At 70.1% G+C, this 24,066-nt stretch carries 21 protein-coding genes; 8 read left to right on the top strand and 13 right to left on the bottom strand.

Going from position 1 to position 24,066, the window contains the following annotated elements; genetic code table 11:
* Positions 1–77: 77 nt before the first annotated feature.
* The 5 genes from ACN6LB_RS10500 (at position 78) to ACN6LB_RS10520 (ending at position 5,069) form a co-directional block, all read left to right on the top strand.
* Positions 78–884: an ABC transporter ATP-binding protein gene (locus ACN6LB_RS10500; protein WP_445025570.1), complete on the top strand. Its 807-nt coding sequence runs from the start codon at positions 78–80 to the stop codon at positions 882–884.
* 133 nt (positions 885–1,017) lie between these two features.
* Positions 1,018–1,830 (top strand): ABC transporter ATP-binding protein, encoded by an 813-nt coding sequence (locus ACN6LB_RS10505; RefSeq protein ID WP_445025571.1) that lies wholly within the window; start codon positions 1,018–1,020, stop codon positions 1,828–1,830.
* Positions 1,827–2,717 carry a branched-chain amino acid ABC transporter permease gene (locus ACN6LB_RS10510; RefSeq protein WP_445025572.1) on the top strand — a complete coding sequence of 297 codons (891 nt, stop codon included), beginning with the start codon at positions 1,827–1,829 and terminating at the stop codon, positions 2,715–2,717. The genes ACN6LB_RS10505 and ACN6LB_RS10510 overlap by 4 nt, the downstream gene beginning before the upstream one ends.
* On the top strand, positions 2,710–3,807 hold the full coding sequence (locus ACN6LB_RS10515; protein WP_445025573.1) for a branched-chain amino acid ABC transporter permease: 1,098 nt from the start codon (positions 2,710–2,712) through the stop codon (positions 3,805–3,807). Before ACN6LB_RS10510 ends, ACN6LB_RS10515 begins: the two co-directional genes overlap by 8 nt.
* Positions 3,804–5,069 carry an ABC transporter substrate-binding protein gene (locus ACN6LB_RS10520; protein WP_445025574.1) on the top strand — a complete coding sequence of 422 codons (1,266 nt, stop codon included), beginning with the start codon at positions 3,804–3,806 and terminating at the stop codon, positions 5,067–5,069. Before ACN6LB_RS10515 ends, ACN6LB_RS10520 begins: the two co-directional genes overlap by 4 nt.
* Positions 5,070–5,136: 67 nt before the next feature.
* Here ACN6LB_RS10520 and pssA read toward each other — a convergent pair whose 3' ends face one another.
* From pssA to ACN6LB_RS10565, 9 genes are all read right to left on the bottom strand, one after another.
* The gene (pssA, locus tag ACN6LB_RS10525; protein ID WP_356137855.1) at positions 5,137–5,991 is read right to left on the bottom strand and encodes a CDP-diacylglycerol--serine O-phosphatidyltransferase; all 855 of its coding nucleotides are present in this window, start codon (positions 5,989–5,991) and stop codon (positions 5,137–5,139) included.
* Positions 5,978–6,634 carry a phosphatidylserine decarboxylase gene (locus tag ACN6LB_RS10530; RefSeq protein ID WP_356137857.1) on the bottom strand — a complete coding sequence of 219 codons (657 nt, stop codon included), beginning with the start codon at positions 6,632–6,634 and terminating at the stop codon, positions 5,978–5,980. Before ACN6LB_RS10530 ends, pssA begins: the two co-directional genes overlap by 14 nt.
* Positions 6,635–6,804: 170 nt before the next feature.
* Positions 6,805–8,010, bottom strand: a complete 1,206-nt coding sequence (locus ACN6LB_RS10535; protein ID WP_356137859.1) for an acyl-CoA dehydrogenase family protein — start codon at positions 8,008–8,010, stop codon at positions 6,805–6,807.
* 2 nt (positions 8,011–8,012) lie between these two features.
* Positions 8,013–8,525 carry a MaoC family dehydratase gene (locus ACN6LB_RS10540; protein ID WP_445025575.1) on the bottom strand — a complete coding sequence of 171 codons (513 nt, stop codon included), beginning with the start codon at positions 8,523–8,525 and terminating at the stop codon, positions 8,013–8,015.
* A gap of 5 nt (positions 8,526–8,530) precedes the next feature.
* A complete protein-coding gene (locus ACN6LB_RS10545; RefSeq protein WP_445025576.1) occupies positions 8,531–9,496 on the bottom strand; it encodes an HpcH/HpaI aldolase/citrate lyase family protein in 966 nt (321 codons plus the stop codon).
* A complete protein-coding gene (locus ACN6LB_RS10550; protein ID WP_356137864.1) occupies positions 9,493–11,520 on the bottom strand; it encodes a protein meaA in 2,028 nt (675 codons plus the stop codon). The genes ACN6LB_RS10545 and ACN6LB_RS10550 overlap by 4 nt, the downstream gene beginning before the upstream one ends.
* 9 nt (positions 11,521–11,529) lie before the next feature.
* Positions 11,530–12,867, bottom strand: coding sequence for a crotonyl-CoA carboxylase/reductase (gene ccrA / locus ACN6LB_RS10555; RefSeq protein WP_445025577.1), 1,338 nt, complete (start codon positions 12,865–12,867; stop codon positions 11,530–11,532).
* A 437-nt stretch (positions 12,868–13,304) separates the two neighbouring features.
* Positions 13,305–14,117: a TetR family transcriptional regulator gene (locus tag ACN6LB_RS10560; RefSeq protein WP_445025578.1), complete on the bottom strand. Its 813-nt coding sequence runs from the start codon at positions 14,115–14,117 to the stop codon at positions 13,305–13,307.
* A gap of 160 nt (positions 14,118–14,277) precedes the next feature.
* The gene (locus tag ACN6LB_RS10565) at positions 14,278–16,083 is read right to left on the bottom strand and encodes a 3-hydroxybutyryl-CoA dehydrogenase (RefSeq protein ID WP_445025579.1); all 1,806 of its coding nucleotides are present in this window, start codon (positions 16,081–16,083) and stop codon (positions 14,278–14,280) included.
* Positions 16,084–16,463: 380 nt separating this feature from the next.
* On the opposite strand from ACN6LB_RS10565, the gene ACN6LB_RS10570 reads away from it, so the two are divergent.
* Positions 16,464–17,039 (top strand): adenylosuccinate lyase, encoded by a 576-nt coding sequence (locus ACN6LB_RS10570; RefSeq protein WP_445025580.1) that lies wholly within the window; start codon positions 16,464–16,466, stop codon positions 17,037–17,039.
* 7 nt (positions 17,040–17,046) lie between these two features.
* Here ACN6LB_RS10570 and ACN6LB_RS10575 read toward each other — a convergent pair whose 3' ends face one another.
* From ACN6LB_RS10575 to ACN6LB_RS10590, 4 genes are all read right to left on the bottom strand, one after another.
* Positions 17,047–17,559 carry a GNAT family N-acetyltransferase gene (locus ACN6LB_RS10575; protein WP_445025625.1) on the bottom strand — a complete coding sequence of 171 codons (513 nt, stop codon included), beginning with the start codon at positions 17,557–17,559 and terminating at the stop codon, positions 17,047–17,049.
* 20 nt (positions 17,560–17,579) lie between these two features.
* Entirely contained in the window at positions 17,580–17,978 is a 399-nt protein-coding gene (locus ACN6LB_RS10580) for a RidA family protein (protein ID WP_445025581.1), read from the bottom strand.
* A 54-nt stretch (positions 17,979–18,032) separates the two neighbouring features.
* On the bottom strand, positions 18,033–19,613 hold the full coding sequence (locus ACN6LB_RS10585) for an alpha/beta hydrolase (protein WP_445025582.1): 1,581 nt from the start codon (positions 19,611–19,613) through the stop codon (positions 18,033–18,035).
* Between the two features lie 157 nt (positions 19,614–19,770).
* Positions 19,771–20,808, bottom strand: coding sequence for an Rv2578c family radical SAM protein (locus tag ACN6LB_RS10590; RefSeq protein WP_445025583.1), 1,038 nt, complete (start codon positions 20,806–20,808; stop codon positions 19,771–19,773).
* Between the two features lie 158 nt (positions 20,809–20,966).
* Between ACN6LB_RS10590 and ACN6LB_RS10595 the strand changes: the two genes are divergently transcribed.
* A complete protein-coding gene (locus ACN6LB_RS10595) occupies positions 20,967–21,410 on the top strand; it encodes an SRPBCC family protein (protein ID WP_445025584.1) in 444 nt (147 codons plus the stop codon).
* Between the two features lie 210 nt (positions 21,411–21,620).
* Entirely contained in the window at positions 21,621–24,023 is a 2,403-nt protein-coding gene (locus ACN6LB_RS10600; RefSeq protein WP_445025585.1) for an MFS transporter, read from the top strand.
* The last annotated feature ends 43 nt before the right edge of the window (positions 24,024–24,066 follow it).

Genomic DNA, 24,066 nt, shown 5'->3' on the forward strand with positions numbered 1-24,066 from the left:
TCGGCCGCACCCCGTGGACGGGCGCCGCCGGCGGTGCTGGGGTGAGCGCCACACCCAAGCGACCCCGGGGAGATGCCATGGGCGGTTCCGCTCTGCTCGTATGGGACCTGTCGGTGGGATACGGGCCCGTACGCGCCCTGCGCCGGGTGACGCTGGAGGTGCCCGAGGCAGCCGTGGTCACCGTCCTCGGCAGCAACGGCGCCGGAAAGTCGACGCTGCTGCGGGCGGTCTCCCGCACCCTCGCCTTCCACGGCGGCGCGGTGACCGGCGGCACCGTGAGCCTCGACGGCCGCCCCCTGGACCGGCTCCCCCCGGACCGGGTGGTGGCCGCCGGGGTGTCCCAAGTGCCCGAAGGGCGGCGGGTGTTCGCCCGGATGACGGTCGCCGACAACCTGCGGGCCGGCGCGCTCGGCGCTGCGGGAGGACGGCGGGAACGGGCCGCCGCCCTGCGCCGTGTGCACGACCTGTTCCCCGTCCTCGCCGAACGCGCCCAGCAGCGCGCCGCCCTCCTGTCGGGCGGCGAACAGCAGATGCTCGCGGTCGCCCGCGCCCTGATGGCGGCCCCGCGCCTGCTGCTCCTCGACGAGCCCTCCCTCGGGCTCGCCCCGCTGATGGCCGCGCGGATCGCGGAGACCGTACGGGAGATCAACGCCCAGGGCACCTCGGTCCTGCTCGTCGAACAGAACGCCGCCCTCGCGCTGCGGCTGGCATCGCACGCGTACGTCCTGGAGGTGGGCGAAGTGACCCTGTCCGGCCCGGCACGGGAGCTGGCCGCCTCCGACGAGGTGCGCCGCCGCTACCTCGGCGTGGTCGACGAGGACGCCGCGGCCGACGCCTCGGACGCCCGCGCCACGCATCCGACGCTGTCCCGGTGGGAGGGGTGAAGCACTCGATGATCGTCAAGGAGCAGCCTGCCGTCCCTGCGTCGGAGACGGGACAGCCGGCGGTCCGCTTCACCGCCTCCGGCGCCCGCGCCACGCACCCCCCGCTCTCCCGGTGGAAGGGATGAAGCTCCCCATGGCCAAGGACAGGAAACCGGCCGTCCCGCCGCTGGAGATACGGCAGTTGACGGTCCGCTTCGCCGGGCTCACCGCCCTGGATGCTGTCAGCTTCACCGTCCGCCCCGGCACCGTGCATGCCGTGATCGGCCCCAACGGCGCCGGAAAGTCCACCTGCTTCAACGTACTGTCCGGCGTCGTCCGCGCCTCCTCCGGCAGCGTCCGCTTCGGCGCGCACGACCTGACCGGGCTGCCCGCGCACCGCATCGCCGACCTGGGCGTCGCCCGCATCTTCCAGAACCTCGCCCTGCCGCCGCACGCCACGGTCGAGGACAGCCTGCTGCTCGGCCGCCACCGGCTGACCCGCACCGGCTTCCTGTCCGCCGGGCTGCGGCTGCCCTCGGCGGCCAGGGAGGAGCGGCGGCACCGCGCACGCGTGCGGGAGATCGCCGCGTTCGTCGGACTGGAACAGCACCTGGACCGCCCGGCGGGCTCGCTGCCGTACGGGCAGCAGAAGCTCGCCGAACTCGCCCGCGCCCTGTGCATGGAGCCCCGCCTGCTGCTCCTGGACGAACCCGTCGCGGGCATGACCGCCGACGAACGGCGCCGTACCGCAGCCGTCGTCGCGGGCGTCCGCGACAGCCTCGGCATCTCGATCGTGCTGGTCGAACACGACATGGGGGTGGTGATGCGGCTCGCGGACGCGGTGACCGTACTCGACTTCGGGCGTCTGATCGCGGACGGCACACCCGGCGACGTACAGAACGACCCGGCGGTCGTACGGGCCTACCTGGGCGAGCGTGACACCGACGGTGAGGAGTCCGAGGCATGAGCACCTTCGCCGAACTCCTTCTCAACGGTGTCTCGCTGGGCTCCGTCTACGCCCTGATCGCGCTCGGCTTCGTGGTGATCTTCCGGGCCACCGAGGTCGTCAACTTCGCGCACGCCTCGCTGCTGCTCGCGGGCGGCTACATCACGGCGTCGCTCCACGACGACCTCGGCTTCTGGCCCGCGCTGCTCGTCGGGATCGCGGGCGCCGCGCTGGTGGGGGCCGCCGTGGAGTTCCTGGTGATGCGCCGCTACCGGGGCAACGATCACAGCGTCCTCGCCATCGTCACCATCGGCGTCGACATCCTGCTCACCACCGAGCTGACCCGCCGTATCGGCACGGACGTACTGCCGCTCGGCGACCCGTGGGGCGACGCCGTGCTCAGCGTCGGACCGGTCTCGCTCGCGCACACCCGGATCGCCGCGTTCGTCGCCGCGACGCTGCTCATCACGGCCTTCCTGCTGGCCTTCCGCTACACCTCCTGGGGCGTGGCGATGCGCGCCGCCGCCGAGAGCCCGGAGACCGCGGCCCTGATGGGCGTACGCCTGGGCCGGGTCTCGCTGGGCGCCTGGGCGGTGGCGGGCGCTCTCGCGGCCGTCGCCGCACTGTTCCTCACCGTCTTCCCGACGCCGGGCCTGGAGCGGGCCACCGCGCTCACCGCGCTCAAGGCGTTCCCCGCCGCGATCCTCGGCGGCCTCGACTCGACCACCGGCGCCCTGGTCGGTGGCCTGCTCGTCGGGATCACCGAGTCCCTCGCGACCGGCTACCAGAGCGACCTCACCTTCCTGGGCCGCGGCCTCGGCGATCTCGCGCCTTACCTGGTCATGGTCGCGATCCTGCTCGTCCGCCCCGCCGGGCTGTTCGGCACCAAGGAGCTCGCCCGTGTCTGAAGCCCTGGTGAAGCCACTGCGCCTGGTCCGCCCGCGCACCTACGTCTGGGCCGCCGGCACCGTGCTGCTGTTCGCCCTGCCGTTCTACGTGGAGCGCTTCTGGCTCCAGGCGGGCCTGTTCGCGATGGCCGCCGCGATCGGCGCGATCGGCCTCAACCTGCTCACCGGCGCGACCGGCCAGCTCTCCATGGGCCACGCCTTCTTCCTCGCGGTGGGCGCGTACGGCTACTGCGTGTTCGCCGCGGACGGGGGCGACGGGCTGACCGGGCTCGGCCTGCCGACCTGGCTCGCGATGATTCTCGCCGTGCTCGTCGCGGGGGTGGCGGGCGGCCTGTTCAGCCCCATCGCGGGGCGGCTGCGCGGCGCCTACCTGGGCATCGCCACCCTCGCGCTGATCTTCATCGGGCAGCACGTGCTGTTCAACGCACGCGAGCTGACGGGCGGCTTCAACGGACGCGACGTACCGCCGCTGAGCGTCTTCGGCCTCACCTTCGACGACCGTGAACTCGTCGTCGCCGCCGTGCCGTTCGGCTCCGCGGAGAAGCTCTGGTACGCGGGTCTGGTGCTGCTCCTGGGCTGCGGGCTGTTCGCCCGGGGGGTGCTGCGCGGCAGACCTGGCCGGGCCATGAACGCGATCCGCGACCACCGCATCGCCGCCGGGGTCATCGGCGTCCCCGTCGCCCGCTACCGTGCCGCCGTCTTCGTGCTGTCCTCGATGTACGCGGGCCTCGCCGGGGTCCTGCTCGCGCTGGTCTTCCAGCGGACGGTGCCCGACTACTTCGGCGTGACGCTCTCGCTCGAATACCTCGCCATGATCGTCATCGGCGGGCTCGGCTCGGTCGCCGGGGCGGTGGTCGGGGCCGCGTTCGTCTCCCTGCTGCCGCAGCTGCTGACCCGCTACAGCGACGCCCTGCCGCTGGTCTCCGACCCCGGCACGGGCGGCGGCGTCGCACCGGGCGAGGCGGCCCGGTACCTCTACGGCGCCGCCGTCGTGGCGGCGGTGCTCTTCCTGCCCGGCGGCCTGGTCGGGGCGGCCGCCCGGCGTCGTGTCAGGACCGATCCAGGGTCGCTACCAAGGGAGGAACGATGAGTACGACGTATGCGGCCAGGGTGGCTGCCGGGGCGCTGGCCGCCCTGCTCGTGCTGGCCGGATGCAGTTCCAAGGCCAAGGACGACGACAACGGCGACAAGAAGGCCGCCGGAGGTGTGAAGACCGGGGACGGCATCTCCGGGAAGACGATCAACCTCGGCGTTCTCACCGACATGACGGGCGTCTACGCCACGCTCGGCAAGAGCGTCACACAGGCCCAGCGGCTCTATGTGAAGCAGACCAACGACGCCGGCGGCATCTGCGGCTACAAGCTGGCCCTGACCGTCCGCGACCACGGCTACGAGCCGCAGAAGGCCGTCTCCGGGTACACGGAGCTGGCACCGAAGGTGCTGGGCTTCACGCAGTTCATCGGCTCGCCCTTCGTCGCCGCCGTCAAACAGCGCATCGACGGCCAGGACAAGGGCCTGGTGCTGCCGCAGGCCTGGTCGGCCACCCTGCTGGGCAGCCCGTACATCCGGGTCATCGGCTCCACCTACGACGTCGAGACGATCAACGCCGTCGACTTCCTGATGAAGGAGAAGGGGATCAAGAAGGGTGACCGGATCGGGCATGTGTACTTCGAGGGGGACTACGGCGAGAACGCGCTGACCGGCTCCAAGTACATGGCGAAGAAGTCCGGGCTCACCGTCGTCGAGCAGAAGATCAAGCCGACCGACAACGACATGACCGCGCAGGTCGCCGCCCTCAAACAGGCCGGCGTCAAGGCGATCGTGATCAGCGCGGGCCCGCGCCAGGCTGCCTCGCTCGTCGGTGTCGCCGCCGCCGGGAAGTTCGACGTGCCGATCATCGGCAACAACTCGGCCTTCGCCCCGCAGCTGCTCGCCACCCAGGCGGGCCCCGCCCTGACGAAGAACTACTACGTCGCCTCGCCCTCGCTGCCGATCGGCGCCGGGACACCGCAGGCGAAGAAGCTGGTCGCCGACTATCGGAAGGCCTATCCGAAGGACGCCCTCGACAACGGCATCGTGGCCGGCTGGACCGCGGCCTCCGCGTTCGGCGAGGCCCTGAAGAAGGCCTGCGCGAGCAAGGACCTCACCCGCGAGGGCGTCGACAAGGCGCTGCTGACCCTCGACGCCTTCGACCCGGGCTTCGGCGTCACCCAGGACTTCACCGACCCGAAGGCCCCCTCGTCGAAGCAGAGCATCATCCTGCAGCCCGACAAGAGCGCCGTGGGCGGCATGAAGGTCGTCCGCGAGGCGGCCGCGTCGACGGTCGCCGAGGGATACACGCCGGGCGCGTGAGGGCCCGTACACACGAAGGGCCCCGAACCGTGTGGTTCGGGGCCCTTCGTCTGTCGTACGACCGCCGCTACGGCAGCTGCGCCGCGCGCGCCTCACGCCGGTTGTCGCGGAAGTTGTTCACCCGCCGTGCCGTGGCGAAGAGCGGGATCACCGCGCCGAGCACCAGCTGGAGCGCACAGCCCGTCTGGAGCAGCAGAGCGCCGCCGGGGGCGTCGAAGGCCCAGGCCGCCAGGAGAGCCATCCCGGAGACGATCCAGGAGACCATCGCGATTGCGAGCGGACCCCGCGGCTTCGGGTACTCGACCCGGCTCACCATCAGCCACGCCGTGCCGATGATCGCCAGCAGCGTCGCCACGAAGGGCAGCTCAAGGAGCACGATCGACACGACCGTCAGCGCCCCGAACGGCGAGGGCATGCCCTGGAACGTGCCGTCCTTCACCGTCACACAGGAGAATCTCGCGAGTCTGAGCACGACGGCGAGCAGCACCACGATGGCCCCCACCGCCGCCACCCGCTGGTGCGCGTCGTCCGCGACCATGCCGTAGACCAGGACGAAGTACGCCGGGGCCAGACCGAAGCTGATCAGGTCGGAGAGGTTGTCCAGTTCCGCGCCCATGGGGGAGGAGCGCAGCTTGCGGGCGACCAGACCGTCGAAGAGGTCGAAGACCGCCGCGCACAGCATCAGGATGACCGCCGTGGCGGCCGAGTGGCGGGCCATGCCCGTCGACTCGTCGTTGCCCGTCAGGTGCGGGATGAGGATCCCCGTGGTGGTGAAGTACACCGCCATGAAGCCGCACGTGGCGTTACCGAGGGTGAGGGTGTCCGCTATTGAGAGACGGAGCGAGAGGGGCATCTCGTCCTCGTCGTCCTCGACGGCCTCCGGCACCCAGCCGGCCTGTGTCTCAGGATCAATCACGGTCAATTCGAGTCACCCCAGCCACGGTCTTCTGACCGACCTCCACATCGACCTCGACACCCTCGGGGAGGTAGATGTCGACACGCGAGCCGAAGCGGATCAGGCCGATCCGGTCGCCCTGCTCGACCTTCGTGCCCTGCGGGAGATACGGCACGATACGACGGGCGACCGCGCCGGCGATCTGGATCATCTCGATGTCGCCGAGTTCGGTGTCGAAGTGCCAGACAACGCGCTCGTTGTTCTCGCTCTCCTTGTTGAACGCCGGAACGAACCCGCCCGGGATGTGCTCGACCGACGTCACCGTGCCGGACAGCGGCGCGCGGTTGACGTGGACGTTGAGCGGGCTCATGAAGATCGCGACGCGGGTGCGTCCGTCCTTCCACGGCATGATGCTCTGCACCACACCGTCAGCGGGCGAGATGACCCGGCCCTGGGTGATCTCGCGCTCGGGGTCGCGGAAGAACCACAGCATGCCCGCAGCGAGCGCGGTGGCGGGTACGGCCACGGCCCTGGCGGCGCCGGAGCGGCGCGCGCGGACCAGGCTGAGTGCTGCGGTGGCGACGGTCGGGAGAAGCCACGGCGATGCTCCGCGCGCGAGGCGTACGCCTGCCAGGCTGTCGCGAGGTGCAGAGGTTTGGCTGTGGGGCATGGATGACCTTCGTAGCGGATGATGCCGCGCTGTGACAGGGGACGGCGGCTTTCCCGGGATCGTACCGGTCGCGGACCACAACTGGGCAAGCCAGGAAGCCGAGTCGACGGCCGAAGAGTGTTGACGGGGTGTGATCTTCTTCTCGAAGAAAACACCCCGAACCCGGACATCTAGCCCTGGAGTCGATACTCTTCGAGCAGCCTGCGCCCGATGATCATTTTCTGGATCTCGGCGGTACCTTCACCGATCAGCAGCATCGGCGCCTCGCGGTAGAGGCGCTCGATCTCGTACTCCTTGGAGAAGCCGTAGCCGCCGTGGATCCGGAAAGCGTCCTCGACTACTTCCTTGCAGTATTCGGAGGCGAGGTACTTCGCCATCCCTGCTTCGAGGTCGTTTCGTTCACCGGAGTCCTTTTTGCGTGCTGCATTCACCATCATCGCATGAGCGGCCTCGACCTTGGTAGCCATCTCGGCGAGCTTGAACTGAATGGCCTGGTGCTGGGCGATCGCCTTGCCGAAAGTGTGACGTTGCTGGGCGTAGGAGACACCGAGTTCGAAAGCACGCTGCGCGACGCCGCAGCCACGTGCCGCCACATTCACGCGCCCGACTTCCACTCCGTCCATCATTTGGTAAAACCCTCGGCCGGTGGTCCCGCCGAGCACGCGATTGGCCGGAATGCGCAGTCCGTCCATGATGAGTTCGGTCGTGTCGACGCCCTTGTAACCCATCTTGTCGATCTTCCCGGGGATGGTGAGGCCGGGGCGGACCTCGCCGAAACCGGGCTCCTTCTCGACCAGGAAGGTCGTCATCGACTTGTGGGGCGCCGTGCCCTCGGGGTGTCCTTCATCACTTCGGACGAGAACGGCAACCAGCGTTGACGATCCGCCGTTCGTCAGCCACATCTTCTGACCGTTCAGGACGTACTCGTCGCCGTCCTTGACCGCCTTGGAGGAGATCGCCGACACGTCCGAACCAAGGGCCGGCTCCGACATCGAGAACGCGCCGCGCACCTCGCCGAGCGCCATGCGCGGCAGGAAGTAGTCCTTCTGCTCCTGCGTGCCGTGCTGCTTGAGCATGTACGCCACGATGAAGTGCGTGTTGATGATGCCGGAGACCGACATCCAGCCGCGGGCGATCTCTTCGACGCACAGTGCGTACGTCAGGAGCGACTCGCCCAGACCGCCGTACTCCTCGGGGATCATCAGGCCGAACAGGCCCAACTCCTTGAGCCCGTCGACGATCTGCTGGGGGTACTCGTCGCGGTGCTCCAGCTCGGTCGCGACCGGGATGATCTCCTTGTCCACGAAGTCGCGGACGGTGGAGAGGATCTCCTGCTGGACGTCGGTGAGACCGGCGGTCTGGGCGAGTCGCGCCATGGCTACTTCTCCTGCTCCTTGAGCTGGGGGCGGCCGGGCTGCTCGCCGCCGCGCTCCTTGATGTACGTCTCGGTGGGGACCATCACCTTGCGGCGGAACACGCAGACCAGCGTGCCGTCCTGCTTGTAGCCCTTGGTCTCCACGTAGACGATCCCGCGGTCGTTCTTCGACTTGGAGGGCGTCTTGTCGAGGACCGTCGTCTCGCCGTAGATCGTGTCGCCGTGGAAGGTCGGCGCCACGTGACGCAGCGACTCGATCTCCAGGTTGGCGATCGCCTTGCCCGACACGTCCGGCACGGACATCCCCAGCAGCAGCGAGTAGATGTAGTTGCCGACTACGACGTTCCTGCCGAAGTCCGTCGTGTTCTCCGCATAGTTGGTGTCCATGTGGAGCGGGTGGTGGTTCATGGTGAGCAGACAGAAGAGGTGGTCGTCGTACTCGGTGACCGTTTTTCCGGGCCAGTGCTTGTAGACCGCGCCGACCTCGAACTCCTCGTAGGTGCGTCCGAACTGCATGGTGCTCAGGCCTCCGGGGCTTCGAACTTGGACGTGCGCTGCATGCCGGCGGCCCGGCCCTTGCCGGAGATGACGAGGGCCATCTTGCGGCTGGCCTCGTCGATCATCTCGTCGCCGAGCATCGCGGAGCCCTTCTTGCCGCCCGCCTCGGAGGTGTAGAAGTCGTACGCGTCCAGGATCAGCTCGGCGTGGTCGAAGTCCTCCTGCGACGGCGAGAAGATCTCGTTGGCCGCGTCGACCTGGTCCGGGTGCAGCACCCACTTGCCGTCGAAGCCGAGCGCGGCGGCGCGCTGCGCGACCGCCTTGTAGCCCTCCTGGTTGCGGATCTGCAGGTAGGGGCCGTCGATCGCCTGGAGGTTGTTGGCGCGGGCGGCCATCAGGATGGCCATCAGGATGTAGTGGTACGCGTCCGCGCCGTAGCCGGGCGGCTGCTCCCCGACGACCAGCGACTTCATGTTGATGGAGGCCATGAAGTCGGCCGGGCCGAAGATGATCGTCTCCACGCGCTGCGAGGCCGTCGCGATCGCGTTGACGTTGTTCAGACCCTGGGCGTTCTCGATCTGAGCCTCGATGCCGATCTTGCCGACCTCGAAGCCCATCGTCTTCTCGATCTGGGTCAGCAGCAGGTCGAGCGCCACGATCTGCTGGGCGTCCTGGACCTTCGGCAGCATGATGCAGTCGAGGTTCTGGCCGGCGCCCTCGACGACCGTGACGACATCGCGGTACGTCCACTCGGTCGTCCAGTCGTTCACCCGCACGACCCGCGTCTTGCCCGTCCAGTCGCCCTCGTTGAGGAACTTGACGATGGTGTGCCGCGCCTCGGGCTTGGCGAGCGGCGCGCACGCGTCCTCCAGGTCGAGGAAGACCTGGTCGGCGGCCAGGCCCTGCGCCTTCTCCAGGAAGCGGGGGTTCGAGCCGGGCACGGCCAGGCAGGAACGCCGCGGACGCAGGCGGTTGACGGGGCTGGTCATGCGAGGACCTCCAGGGGGTCGAGCTTGTTCGCTTTGCGGATCTCGTCGACGATACGGCCGATGATTCCGGTGATGTCGAAGTCCTTCGGGGTGAACACCGCGGCCACTCCGGCGGCCCGCAGCTGTTCGGCGTCGGCGTTCGGGATGATCCCGCCCGCGATCACCGGGATGTCGGTCGCACCGGCCTCGCGGAGCCGGTCGAGGACGTCCGGCACCAGCTGCGCGTGCGAGCCGGACAGGATGGACAGGCCCACGCCGTGCACGTCCTCCGCGAGGGCCGCGTCCACGATCTGCTCGGGCGTGAGCCGGATGCCCTGGTAGACCACCTCGAACCCGGCGTCGCGGGCCCGCACGGCGATCTGCTCGGCACCGTTGGAGTGCCCGTCCAGGCCCGGCTTGCCCACCAGGAAGCGGAGCTTGCCGACGCCCATCTCCTTGGCGGTCAGGTCCACCTTGCGCCGCACCAGGGCGAGCGCGGTGCCCTCCTCGGCGGTGACCGCGACGGGCGCGGACGAGACACCGGTGGGGGCCCGGAACTCGCCGAACACCTCGCGCAGGGCGCCGGACCACTCGCCGGTCGTGACGCCGGCGCGGGCGCACTCCAGGGTGGCCTCCATGAGGTTGCCGGTGCCCTGCGCGGCCTCCTTCAGCTTCTCCAGCGCCTTGCACGGGCGCGGGTGGTTGAAGGGCGGCTGGTAGCGGGTGTCGCGCCAGTCCTTGAGCGCGGAGGTGACGCGTGCCTCGACCGCCGGGTCGACCGTCTGGATCGCGGCGTCCAGGTCGGCCGTGAGCGGGTTCGGTTCGGTCGACTCGAAGATGTTCACGCCGATGATCTTCTCGGCGCCGCTCTCGATCCGGGCCCGGCGCTCGGCGTGCGAGGCGACGAGCTGCGACTTCAGATAGCCCGACTCGACGGCCGCCATCGCGCCGCCCATCTCCTGGATGCGGTCGATCTCGGCGAGCGACTCCTCCATCAGGGAGGTCACCTTGGCCTCGATGACGTGCGAGCCCTCGAAGATGTCCGCGTACTCCAACAGGTCGCTCTCGTAGGCGAGCACCTGCTGCATGCGCAGCGACCACTGCTGGTCCCAGGGCCGGGGCAGGCCCAACGCCTCGTTCCAGGCCGGGAGTTGGACGGCACGCGCGCGTGCGTCCTTGGAGAGCGTCACGGCCAGCATCTCCAGCACGATCCGCTGGATGTTGTTCTCCGGCTGCGCCTCGGTCAGACCGAGGGAGTTGACCTGGACGCCGTAGCGGAAGCGCCGGTGCTTGGGGTTCTCGATGCCGTACCGCTCGCGCGTGATCTTGTCCCAGATGCGGCCGAACGCCCGCATCTTGCACATCTCCTCGACGAAGCGGACGCCGGCGTTCACGAAGAAGGAGATACGGGCGACCACGTCCCCCTTCTGGTCCTCGCGGATCTGGCCGGACGCGAACACCGCGTCCAGCACGGCGATCGCGGTGGACATCGCGTACGCGATCTCCTGGACCGGGGTGGCTCCCGCCTCCTGCAGGTGGTAGCTGCAGATGTTGATCGGGTTCCACTTGGGGATGTTGTTGACGGTGTAGCAGATCATGTCCGTCGTCAGACGGAGCGAGGGGACCGGCGGGAACACGTGCGTGCCCCGCGACAGGTACTCCTTCACGATGTCGTTCTGGGTCGTGCCCTGGAGCTGGGCGATGTCCGCACCCTGCTCCTCCGCGACGACCTGATAGAGCGCCAGCAGCCACATGGCGGTGGCGTTGATCGTCATCGAGGTGTTCATCTGCTCCAGGGGGATGTCCTGGAAGAGACGGCGCATGTCACCGACGTGCGAGACCGGGACCCCGACCCGGCCCACCTCGCCGCGGGCGAGGATGTGGTCGGGGTCGTAGCCGGTCTGCGTCGGCAGGTCGAACGCGACCGACAGGCCGGTCTGACCCTTGGCGAGGTTGCGCCGGTACAACTCGTTGGACGCCTCGGCCGTGGAGTGACCGGCGTACGTCCGCATCAGCCACGGCCGGTCCTTCTGGCGCTCTGTCATCAGTCGACCTCAGATGTTCCGGAAGCGGTTGATGGCGTCGATGTGCTGGGCGCGCTTCTCCTCGTCGCGCACGCCGAGGCCCTCGCGGGGGGCGAGCGCGAGCACGCCCACCTTGCCCTGGTGGAGGTTGCGGTGCACGTCGTACGCGGCCTGCCCGGTCTCCTCCAGGGAGTACACCTTGGAGAGCGTCGGGTGGATCTTGCCCTTCGCGACGAGGCGGTTGGCCTCCCAGGCCTCGCGGTAGTTGGCGAAGTGCGAGCCGATGATCCGCTTCAGGGACATCCACAGGTAGCGGTTGTCGTACTCGTGGTTGTAGCCCGAGGTCGAGGCGCAGGTGACGATGGTGCCGCCCTTGCGGGTGACGTAGACGGAGGCACCGAAGGTCTCGCGGCCCGGGTGCTCGAAGACGATGTCCACGTCCTCGCCGCCGGTCAGCTCACGGATGCGCTTGCCGAAGCGCTTCCACTCGCGCGGGTCCTGGTTGTGCTCGTCCTTCCAGAACCGGTAGTCCTCGGCGTTGCGGTCGATGATCGCCTCGGCGCCCATCTTCCGGCAGATGTCCGCCTTCTGCTCGCTGCTCACGACGCAGATGGGGTTGGCGCCGCCGGCCAGCGCGAACTGCGTGGCGTACGAGCCCAGGCCGCCGCTGGCGCCCCAGATGAGGACGTTGTCGCCCTGCTTCATGCCGGCGCCGTTGCGGGAGACCAACTGGCGGTACGCGGTCGAGTTCACCAGACCGGGAGCCGCCGCCTCCTCCCAGCTGAGGTGGTCCGGCTTCGGCATCAGCTGGTTGGACTTGACGAGCGCGATCTCGGCGAGGCCGCCGAAGTTCGTCTCGAAGCCCCAGATGCGCTGCTCGGGGTCGAGCATCGTGTCGTTGTGGCCGTCGGAGGACTCCAGCTCGACGGAGAGACAGTGCGCGACGACCTCGTCACCGGGCTGCCAGGCGTTCACGCCGGGGCCGGTGCGCAGGACGACGCCCGCGAGGTCGGAGCCGATGACGTGGTACGGGAGGTCATGGCGCTTGGTGAGCTCCGAGAGGCGCCCGTAGCGCTCCAGGAAGCTGAAGGTGGAGACGGGCTCGAAGATCGAGGTCCACACCGAGTTGTAGTTGACCGAGGAGGCCATCACGGCCACCAGGGCCTCGCCCGGGCCGAGCTCCGGCACCGCCACCTCGTCCAGGTGCAGTGACTTGCGGGGGTCCTTGTCGCGGGTGCTGAGGCCGGCGAACATCTCCGCCTCGTCCTTGTGCACGGTGACCGCGCGGTACGACTCGGGGAGCGGCAGAGCGGCGATGTCGGCGGAGGTCGACTCCGACGACTGAATCGCGTCCAGGATTTCCTTCACGGTGTTGCCTCCGGCGAAAGGCGTCTTGAGGGGAGACGCTGAGGGTTACGTCGGTGTGCTGCTGTGGTGTGAGGGTGTGCCGTCGGTTCGGCGAAGGTGGTGCTACGGCAGCGCTTTGTGGCGCGAAGGGTGCCTGTGACGCAGGCGTCCGGGCGCGCTCGCCAGTGGCTTGCGGGGACAGCCGACGTACGAAAGGTCTCTGCACGCCGGCCGCCCGGACAACATCAACGTATGGCACCGCGTGTCACCTGGCAAGGCACGCAGTGCCATAGGTTGCGCTCAGGTGAAATCTTTACGTAACACCTGAGCGATGATCGATCAGACGGGGGTACAAAAACGCCGGACGGGGCGTTTTCGGCCCGTCCGGCGAGGGGGGCGAAAAGCCTGTCCGGCGTTTGAGGACAAGCGGCGGAGCTGCGGTTCTGTGACGGAAGTGACTACGACCGTTCCCGCAGCGCCTGCTCGATGGTTCGCATGACCTGCTCCAGCGGGGCATCGACGCGGGCGACGGTCACCAGGACATCCCCCTCCGTGAAGGAGGAAGCGGGCGCAGGCACAGGCGCGGCCTCGGGCCCGGCGCCTATACCGGTTCCGAACGTCTTCTGCACGATCGAGAACGCGTGGTCGAGCTGGGCCTCGACATCCCCCTGGCCGCCGGCCCGCAGCCAGCGCCGCAGTACGTGGTTGTGGGCGGTGACCACGGCCGACGCGGCGACCTCCGCCAGCAGCGGGTCGTCGTTGGCGTCGTCGTCGTGGGCGTGCTCGTCGAAGTGGCCGAGGAGATAGCGGGTGAAGAGGCGTTCGTAGCGGGCGACCGAGGCGATCTCACGCTCGCGCAGGGTGGGCACCTCGCGGGTGAGCCGGTAGCGCTCGACGGACACGGCCGGGGAGGCCGCGTACATCTTCATGACTTCCTTGATGCCGCGGCACACGGTGTCGAGCGGGTGCTCGTGCGCGGGGGCCGCGTTGAGCACCGCCTCGGCGCGCACCAGGGTGTCGTCGTGGTCCGGGAAGATCGCCTCTTCCTTGGAGCGGAAGTGGCGGAAGAACGTGCGGCGCGCGACACCGGCCTGGGCGGCGATCTCGTCGACGGTGGTCGCCTCGTACCCCTTGGTCGCGAACAGCTCCATGGCCGCGGCCGCCAGCTCCCGGCGCATCTTGAGCCGCTGGGCGGCGGCGCGTGTGCCGGCGGCACTTTCCGGTGCGTCGGTCGTAGCCGGTGTACGTGAGGACTTGGCGGGCTGGGACATGACCCGAACGTACTGCATGGGCGCAGGAGAGCGCTCATGACCGGGGGTTCCCCCGCCCTGGCTGGGCGGGGGGTCGCAGGACAGGGCGGGCGGGAGATGGCCGCCCGGGTCCAGGAGCCCGCCCCAGTCGGCGGACTCCCTGTACCGGTCCTCGGCCGGCTCAGCGCCGGGCATATTCGCGGAAGCCGCGGCCCGTCTTGCGGCCGAGGCAGCCCGCGGCCACCAGGTGCTCCAGGAGCGGCGCCGGGGCGAGGCCCGGGTCGCGGAACTCGCGGTGCAGCACCTTCTCGATGGCCAGGGAGACGTCCAGGCCGACCACGTCCAGCAGCTCGAACGGGCCCATCGGGTAGCCGCCGCCCAGCTTCATGGCGGCGTCGATGTCGTCGAGGGTCGCGTAGTGCTCCTGCACCATCTTGATCGCGTTGTTCAGGTACGGGAACAGCAGCGCGTTCACGATGAAACCGGCGCGGTCGCCGCAGTCCACCGGGTGCTTGCGGATCTTCGTGCAGACCTCGCGGACCGTGGCGTGCACATCGTCCGCGGTCAGCACGGTGCGCACGACCTCGACCAGCTTCATCGCCGGAGCCGGGTTGAAGAAGTGCATGCCGATCACGTCCTGCGGGCGCGAGGTGGCGCGGGCGCAGGCCACCACGGGCAGCGAGGAGGTGGTCGTGGCGAGGATCGCGCCGGGCTTGCAGACCTTGTCGAACGCGGCGAAGAGCTGCTGCTTGATCTCCAGATCCTCGGCCACGGCCTCCAGGGCCAGGTCGACCTCGGCGAAGGCGTCGTAGGAGCCGGCCGGGGTGATCAGGTCCAGGGTCGCGGCGGCGGCCTCGGCGGTCATCCGGCCCTTGTCGACGGAGCGCGCGAGCGACTTGCCGATCCGGGCCTTGGCGGCCTGTGCCTTCTCCTCGCTGCGGGCGGCGAGGACCACCTCGTACCCGGCCTTCGCGAACACCTCCGCGATACCGGACGCCATGGTCCCGGAGCCCGCGACACCGACCGAGCGGATCGTACGTCCGGAGGTCAGGGCGGCGCCCTCCTGCGGCGTCAGCGCGTCCTGCACGACGGTGGCGCTGCCGGGGGCCTCGTACGTGTAGAAGCCGCGCCCCGACTTGCGGCCGGTCAGGCCCGCCTCGCTGAGCTGCTTGAGGAGGGGGGCGGGAGCGTGCAGCCGGTCGTGCGACTCGGCGTACATGGCCTCCAGGACCGTGCGCGCGGTGTCGATGCCGATCAGGTCGAGCAGGGCGAGCGGGCCCATGGGCAGACCGCAGCCGAGCTTCATCGCGGCGTCGATGTCCTCGCGGGAGGCGTACTTGGCCTCGTACATCGCCGCTGCCTGGTTGAGATAGCCGAACAGCAGCCCGTCCGCGACGAAGCCGGGGCGGTCACCGACCGCGACGGGCTCCTTGCCGAGGTCCACCGCGAGGTCGGTGACCGCGGCGACGGCCGCGGGCGCGGTCAGCACGGACGAGACGACCTCGACCAGCTTCATCGCCGGGGCCGGGTTGAAGAAGTGCAGTCCGAGCACGCGTTCCGGACGGGCCGAGTCGGCCGCCAGACGCGTCACCGAGAGGGCGTTGGTGCCGGTCGCGAGGATCGTCTCCGGGCGCACGATGCCGTCGAGCGCGCGGAAGACCTGCTGCTTGATCTCGTACGACTCCGGGACCACCTCGATGACCAGGTCGGCGTCGGCCGCCGCCTGCAGATCGGTGAACGTCCGGAAGCGGGCCAGGACGTCGCCGCGCTCCTGCTCGGTGAGACGGCCGCGCCCCACGGCGCGGGCGGTGGAGGCTTCGAGCGAGACGACCGCCTGGGCGGCCGCGGCCTCGCTGACGTCGATGCCGATGACTTCGCGGCCGGCGCGAGCCAGGACCTCGGTGATGCCGGTGCCCATGGTGCCGAGGCCGACGACGGCGACGGTCTTGAGCGTGGACAGGGAGGGGTCGGACAGGGGAGCGGCCATCGCGGGACTCCAGGAAGAGGGTGACGACTGAGAGGTACGCACGCAGGTACGCCGACGGGCGCACGAAGTGCGGCAGATGCGGGTGTTGCCGGGCTGACGAGCGCACACGCCCGGTGCCGTCGGCGGGCGCGAAGCACATGCGCCCGGAGAACGGTGAAAACCGACCGGCCCTGTCCCAAGCCGCGTCGTACTGTCGTGCTGAGGTACCTGAAGTACCGAACCGACTGCTCCCGCGGCAGCTGCGTCACCAGGCCACCGCGAGTCAAGAGGCGAGTGGGTAACTCGCTCGTCTGAGCTTAACTCGCCGGTAACGAGCACGCCACCCCCCGAGTTTGTGATGTACGTCCCCGCCGCTCCAGCAGGCCTCTAGGCTCGGCGGCATGGACGAAGAGTTGCGATCACTCACGGAGCGTTTACGCGGCGAGGCGGGGGCCTCGGCGGGATACGAGCACCTCGTGGCGACCGACGACCTCGACGAACTGGCGGCCGTGCTGACCGCCCCCGGGCAACCCCTGTGGGCCAGGGAACTGGTCGCCTTCCGGCTGGGGATCGCCGGGGACCCGCGGGCCTTCGAGGCGCTCGTCCTGCTGCTCAACCACCGCGAACCGCAGCGCTGCGCGTCCGCCGCGTACGCCCTCGCCCGGCTCGGCGATCCGCGCACCGCCCGCGCCGCGGCGGCGCTCGCCACCAACGAGCTGCGCGTCGCCTACGCGCTCCATCCCGTACGGCTGCTTGCCGCGCTGCGCGCCCCCGAGGCCGTGCCCGCCCTGATCACCACGCTGCAGCGCCGGCTCCGGCCGCATGATCCGTACCGCCGGGTCGCGCTCGCCTGTATCGACGGCCTCGGCGCGATGGGCGACGCACGCGCGAGGCCCGCCCTGACCGAGGCGCTCGCCCATCCGGCGCTCGCCGAGGCGGCGGTCCACGCACTGGCCCGGCTGCCCGTCGAGCGATGAGCCCGCCTCAGCCGGCCCCGCCGCCGGACATCGCCCGGGCGTACCGCACCTCGGGCACCGCGTACCCGTTCGCCTCGAACGGCTCCTCGGCTCCGTCGGGACGAAACCCTGCCCGCTCGTAGAAGCGGCGCGCGCCGGTGTTCTTCTTCAGCACCCACAGCAGCATCCGCGGATACCCGTCGGCGGTGCACCGGGTGGTGGACTCCCGCAGCAGGGCACGCCCCACTCCGGTGCCGACGTGCTCGGGATGTGCGTAGATCGCGTACAACTCGGCATCCGCGGTGCGGACTTCACCGTCCCGGTACGGGCCGTGGCAGGCCCAGCCGATCACTTCGCCGCCCCGCTCGGCGACCAGGTGCACGATGCGCGAGTCGCCCGATGCGAAGTGCCTGCGCCGCCGCTCGGCGTCCTCCGTCACGCTCATCGCGTCGAGGTACGACCGTGGCACCAGGCCCGGGTAGGCGGTCTGCCAGCCGCGGACGCGGATCTCGGCGACACGGTCGCAGTCGGCCACGGTCATCTCCCGGACGCGCAGAGCGCTCACGTAGCGAGCACCGCGTACGCCTCGATCTCCATCAGGAACTCGGGACGGACGAGCGCCGCGACCTGGACGGCCGAGGCGGCCGGGAGGCGGTCGTCGGGTATGTGCTCGGCGCGGGCCGCCCGGATCGCGGGCATGTGGGCCATGTCCGTGACGAAGAAGGTGAGTTTGACGACGTCGTCGAAGCCGGCCCCGGCGGCGGCCAGGCAGCGGCGCAGGTTCTCGAAGACCTGCCGGGCCTGTGCCGCCGCGTCGCCCTCGCCGACGAGCTCGCCGCTCTCGTCCAGGGCGAGTTGTCCGGAGACCGCGACGAAGCGGCCGCTCCCCATGACGACATGTGTGTACGCGGCGGCGGGGGCGACCCCGTCGGGGGCGGGAATCCTGGTCAGCTCACTCATGGGTCCAGAGTGGACCATGGCACTGACAACGCCCCCAACGGGTTTTCGCGGTTCTCAGCCGCGGAAGCCGAGCAGCCCGTGCAGGGCCGAGCCGCGCGAGGAACCGGACGCCGCCTTCGTGGTCCGCGGCTTCGGGTCGGGCCGCTTCTCGCACACCGCGTCGACCTCGCCACCGCTGTGCGGCACCGTGCCGTCCTTCAGATACGCCGCCAGGTACTTGTCCAGGCAGGCGTTCCCGCTCAGCGTGATCCCGTGGTTCCCGCCGCCCTGCTCGACGACCAGACCGGAACCGGCCAGCAGACGGTGGACGGTGACCCCGCCCTCGTACGGTGTGGCCGCGTCGTTCGTGGCCTGGAAGAGCAGTGCCGCGGGCAGCTCGTCGTTGGACACGTCCACCGGCTCCAGGGTGTCCGTCGGCCAGAACGCGCACGGTGCGTTGTACCAGGCGTTGTTCCACGCCATGAACGGTGCCTTGTCGTACACCGCCCAGTTGTCCTCGCGCCACTGGTTCCAGTCGCGCGGCCAGGACGCGTCCCGGCACTGCACCGAGGTGTAGACGCTGTAGCCGTTGTCACCGGAGGCGTCGACGGCGGCGAAGTGCTCGTACGCCTCGACCAGCGGGGCGGCGTTCCTGTCGTTCACGTAGGCCGCGAACGCCTTCGCGAGGTGGGGCCAGTAGCCGTTGTAGTAGCCGCCGGGCATGAAGGTGTCCTCCAGCTCGGAGGCGCCCACCTTCTTCTGGGCGGGCTTCCTGGCGAGCGCGGCCCGCATCCTGTACCACTTGGCCTCGACCTTCGCGGGGTCGGTGCCCAGCTTGTACGTCGCGTGGTACTTGGCGACCCACGCCATGAACGCCCGGTGGCGGTCGTTGAAGGCGTGGTCCTGCTGCATGTTGTCGTCGTACCAGGCGCCGGTGGGGTCGACGACGGAGTCGAGCACCAGGCGGCGGACGCGGTCCGGGAAGAGCTTCGCGTACACGGCGCCCAGATAGGTCCCGTAGGAGTACCCGAAGTAGCTGATCCGCTCGGCGCCGAGCGCGTGCCGGATCGAGTCCATGTCACGGACCGCGCTCACCGTGTCGATGTACGGCAGGACGCCCTTGTACTTGGTCCCGCACGCCGCGGCGAACGACCGGGCCCGCTTGAGGTTCGCCTCCTCCAGGGCGTGGGTGAGCGGTACGGAGTCCGGGCGCACCGCGTCGAAGTGCCCCGGCTCGCAGTCGAGCGCGGGCTCGCTCCTGCCCACACCGCGCGGGTCGAAGCCGATGACGTCGTACTGCGCGGCCACCGACCCGGGCAGCGAGGACGCCACGTATCCGGCGAGCGTCAGTCCGCTCCCGCCGGGCCCGCCCGGGTTCACCAGCAGAGGGCCCTGGTACGTCTTCGCGGTGTGCGCGACGCGCGACAGCGCGAGCGTGATCCGGCGGCCGTCGGGACGGTTGTGGTCGAGCGGCACCTTCAACGACGCGCACTGCAGCCTAGGATAGGCCGTGGTGCCGCACTTCTTCCAGATCACCTTCGCCGTGCCGGCGGAGGGCACGGCGGCGGGGCCCGCGCTCGCGTCGGCCGGGACCGCGACCACCATCGCGGCCACCACCGCGGCGGCACCGCACAGCGCGGCTGCTCTTGTCTTCATGAGGCCTCCCGGAAACGGAGGATGGTGAGCCGTGCTCACCACGGCCTTCGCCGCATCGTTCCGGAGCGGCCGCCCGAAAGAACTGGTTCCGACCAGAGTTGACCCGATCGGGGCGCGCGATCCGCTCGGATGCCGCCGGTGGGGCGTCCGGAGGGTCTCAGAGCAGGGTGAGCTGCGTCGGCTCGGCTGCCGGCGGGACGGGCTCGGGCGCGGTGATCCTGCGCGGCATCCCCGCGCGGGCGGGGCCGATGCCGTACTCCTGGGCCAGTTCGTGGACCTGACGGGTGATCCGGCGCTGATACCACTTCGGGGCGTACGCGCCCTCCGCGTACAGCCGCTCGTAACGGCGTACGAGGTAGGGGTGATGGTGCTCCAGCCAGGCCATGAACCACTCGCGGGCGCCGGGACGCAGATGCAGCACGAGCGGGGTCACCGAGGTGGCGCCGGAGGCCGCGACGGCCCGCACGGTGGCGCGCAGTTGGGCCGGGTGGTCGCCGAGAAAGGGGATCACGGGGGCCATCAGAACCCCGCAGTCGATGCCGTGGTCCGACAGCGTGCGTACGGCGTCCAGACGGCGCTCCGGCGCGGGCGTGCCCGGCTCCACCGTGCGCCACAGCTCGGTGTCGGTGAAGCCGACGGAGACGGAGATCCCGACGTCCGTGACCTCCGACGCCTGCTTCAGCAGGTCGAGGTCGCGCAGGATCAGCGTGCCCTTCGTCAGGATCGAGAAGGGGTTCGCGTGGTCGCGCAGGGCCGCGATGATGCCCGGCATCAGACGGTAGCGGCCCTCCGCGCGCTGGTAGCAGTCGACGTTGGTGCCCATCGCGATGTGCTCGCCGAGCCAGCGCTGCGAGCCCAGCCTGCGGCGCAGCAGCTCGGGCGCGTTGACCTTCACCACGATCTGGGAGTCGAAGTCGAGTCCCGTGTCGAGGTCGAGATAGCTGTGGGTCTTGCGCGCGAAGCAGTACACGCATGCGTGCGAGCAGCCTCGATAGGGGTTGACCGTCCATTCGAACGGCATCCGTGACGCCCCCGGCACGCGGTTCACGATCGACCTGGCCCGGATCTCGTGGAAGGTGATCCCGCGGAACTCGGGGGTGTCGAAGGTGCGGGTGATCACCGCGTCCGCGCCGAACAGCGCGGCATCCCGGGCGGGGTCCCCGGCGGGGTCCGCCGTGAGGTTCTCCCAGCGCATGACGCCTCCTCGGTAGCACTGACCACAGAATAGAACACATGTTCCCTTGATCGTGCGACCCGCTTTTCCCGGGTCGGCACGGGCCCCGATTTGGGCGGCCGGGCCGGGGGGTGGTTGGCTTGCCCCCACCCCGAGAACCCAGGTGCTGGAGGAATGCAATGGCGCAGGTCGAGGCCACCACGGAGCGAGTCGTCGCGGCGGACGCGGAGAAGGTGTTCGACGCCCTCGCCGACTACAGCGGCACGCGCGAGAAGGTGCTGCCCGAGCACTTCAGCGAGTACGAGGTGCGCGAGGGCGGCGACGGCGAGGGCACCCTCGTCCACTGGAAGCTGCAGGCCACCAGCAAGCGCATCCGCGACTGCCTCTTCGAGGTCAGCGAGCCCACCGACGGTGAGCTCGTCGAGAAGGACCGCAACTCCTCGATGGTCACCACCTGGCGCGTCACCCCGGCCGGTGAGGGCAAGTCCCGCGTCGTCGTGACCACCGTCTGGGACGGCGCCGGCGGCATCGGCGGCTTCTTCGAGCGGACCTTCGCGCCCAAGGGTCTCGCCCGGATCTACGACGCGCTGCTCGTCAATCTCGCCGCCGAGATGGAGAAGTAGCCCGAAAGGCAGCCGGAAGCCGGCCGGGGGGCGGCGCCGGAGGCGCCCCCGGAGGGCGCCCAAGGGGCGGCCGCCGGGGGCGCGTTGGCGCGCTCACCGGTTCGAGTGGATCTCCGTCCGGTGCAGCGTTGTGCCGTAACTCGTCGCACTTACTCGCAGTTGTCGCGTAATGCGGGATTCGTGCAGTAGGTGCGACGAGGGGAGCGGTACGTGGGCGGGATCACTCTGGTGCAGGACGAACCGGCCGTTTCGCCCCCGCAGCACCCCGCCCCTCCCGTAGCCGCGCCGGTCGAACTCGGCCCGCGCCGGGTGCGGTTGGTCTTCGTCGGCCTCATGCTCGCGCTGCTGCTCGCGGCCCTGGAGCAGATGATCGTCGCCACCGCCCTCCCGAAGATCGTCGGGGAGCTGCACGGCCTGGACCGGATGTCCTGGGCGATCACCGCCTACCTGCTCACCTCCACCGTCGGACTCCCCGTCTACGGCAAGCTCGGCGACCTGTTCGGCCGCAAGGGCGTCTTCCAGTTCGCGATCGTCGTGTTCGTCATCGGCTCGGCCCTCGCCGGCCGGTCGCACACCATGGACCAGCTGATCGCCTTCCGCGCCGTCCAGGGCGTCGGCGCCGGCGGTCTCATGATCGGCGTGCAGGCGATCATCGCGGACATCGTGCCGCCCCGCGAACGCGGCCGCTTCATGGGCCTGATCGGCGCCGCGTTCGGCCTCGCCTCGGTCGCCGGACCGCTCCTCGGGGGCTACTTCACCGACCACCTCACGTGGCGGTGGTGCTTCTACATCAACGTGCCCTTCGGCCTGCTGACCCTGCTCGTCGTCACCGCCGTACTGAAGCTCCCGAAGCCCGCCGCCCGGGGGCGCCTGGACCTCCTCGGCGTGCTGCTGCTCGCCGCCGCCTCAACCTGCCTGGTCCTGCTGACCAGTTGGGGCGGCACCGAGTACGCCTGGGACTCGCGGGTCATCCTGGGGCTCGGCGCGGGCGCCCTCGCCGCGACGGTCCTCTTCCTCGTCGCCGAGCACTTCGCGGCCGAACCTCTCATCCCGCTGCGGCTGTTCAGGGACGGCGTCTTCAACGTCACCGCTCTTGTGGGCCTGGTGATCGGCATCGCCCTGTTCGGCGCCGCCAGCTATCTGCCGACGTTCCTGCAGATGGTCGACGGCGCGAGCGCGACCGAGTCCGGGCTGCTGATGCTCCCCATGATGGGCGGCATCGTCGGCGCCTCCGTCATCTCCGGACAACTCATCACCCACACCGGCCGCTACAAGGTCTTTCCGGTCCTCGGCGGCGCGCTCGCGGCCGTCGGCATGTGGCTCCTGTCCCGCCTCGAAGTCGACACGCCCCGACTGCACTACAGCATCTGGATGGCCGTCCTGGGCGCCGGTATCGGCATGGTGATGCCGGTCCTCGTCCTCGCCGTGCAGAACTCCGTGCCTCCGGCCGACCTCGGCACCGCGACCAGCGCCAACAACTACTTCCGTCAGATCGGCGGCAGTGTCGGCGCCGCCGTCTTCGGCACGCTGTTCGCGAACCGGCTCGCCGACGCCCTCGCCGACCGGGTCCCCGCCCGGGCGGCCGGCGGCCTGCCGGACGCCGAGTCCCTCACCCCGCAGCTCGTCCACGCGATGCCCGCCGCCCTGCGCGAGGACTACATCGGCGCCTACGCCGACGCCATGCCGCGGATCTTCCTCTACCTGGTGCCGGTACTCGTCCTGGGCCTGCTCATCGCCTTCTTCCTCAAGGAGAAACCACTGGTGTCCCACCACATGCCCGCCGCCGACACCGCCGACCCCGTGACCGAAGCCGCCGTGTCCGTGCCGATCCCGGGGGCCCGTTCGTCGTACGCCGCCGGAATCCCCGTCTGCGGAACGGTGCAGCACCCCGACGGGACCGTCGTCCCGCGCGCCGCGCTCACCCTCATCGACATCGCGGGACGCCAGATCGGGCGGGGCGCCAGCGGCGAGGACGGACGGTACGCGCTGTCCACGCCCGGATCGGGGTCGTACGTCCTGATCGCCGCGGCCGGCGGCCACCAGCCGCAGGCCGTCTCCGTGACCGTCGGGGAACGCCCGGTCGAGCTGGACGTCGTGCTCGGCGGCGCCGGACGCCTGGCCGGGAGCGTGCTGACCGCGGACGGCACCCCGGTGCGGGAGGCCACCGTGACGCTCACCAACGTCCACGGGGAGGTCGTCGCCACCACCCGCAGTGGACGCGAAGGTGGCTATGTCATCACGGAGTTGGTGGCGGGCGAGTACACCCTCGCGGCGAGCGCGCCCGCCTTCCGCCCGGCCGCGCTGCCCGTCACCGTGCAGGCCGCGCGAGAGACCCGCCAGGACGTCGAGCTCGCGGGCGGCGCCGTGCTGCGCGGCACCGTGCGGGCCGGCGGCGGACGTCCCGTCGAGGACGCCCGGGTGACCCTGCTGGACGCCGCGGGCAACGTGGTGGACACACTCACCACCGGTACCGACGGAACGTTCCGGTTCGTCGACCTGTCCTCCGGCGAGTACACCGTCATCGCGGCCGGATACCCTCCGGTGGCCACCGTCCTGCAGATGGCCGGCGGCGGCAGGACGGAACGCGACCTGCAACTCGGACACGAGGACTAGCCCAGGACCGGCACACGACCGGCCCAGGGTCGGCGCCGATCTC

The organism is Streptomyces sp. SAS_270 (assembly GCF_052543295.1).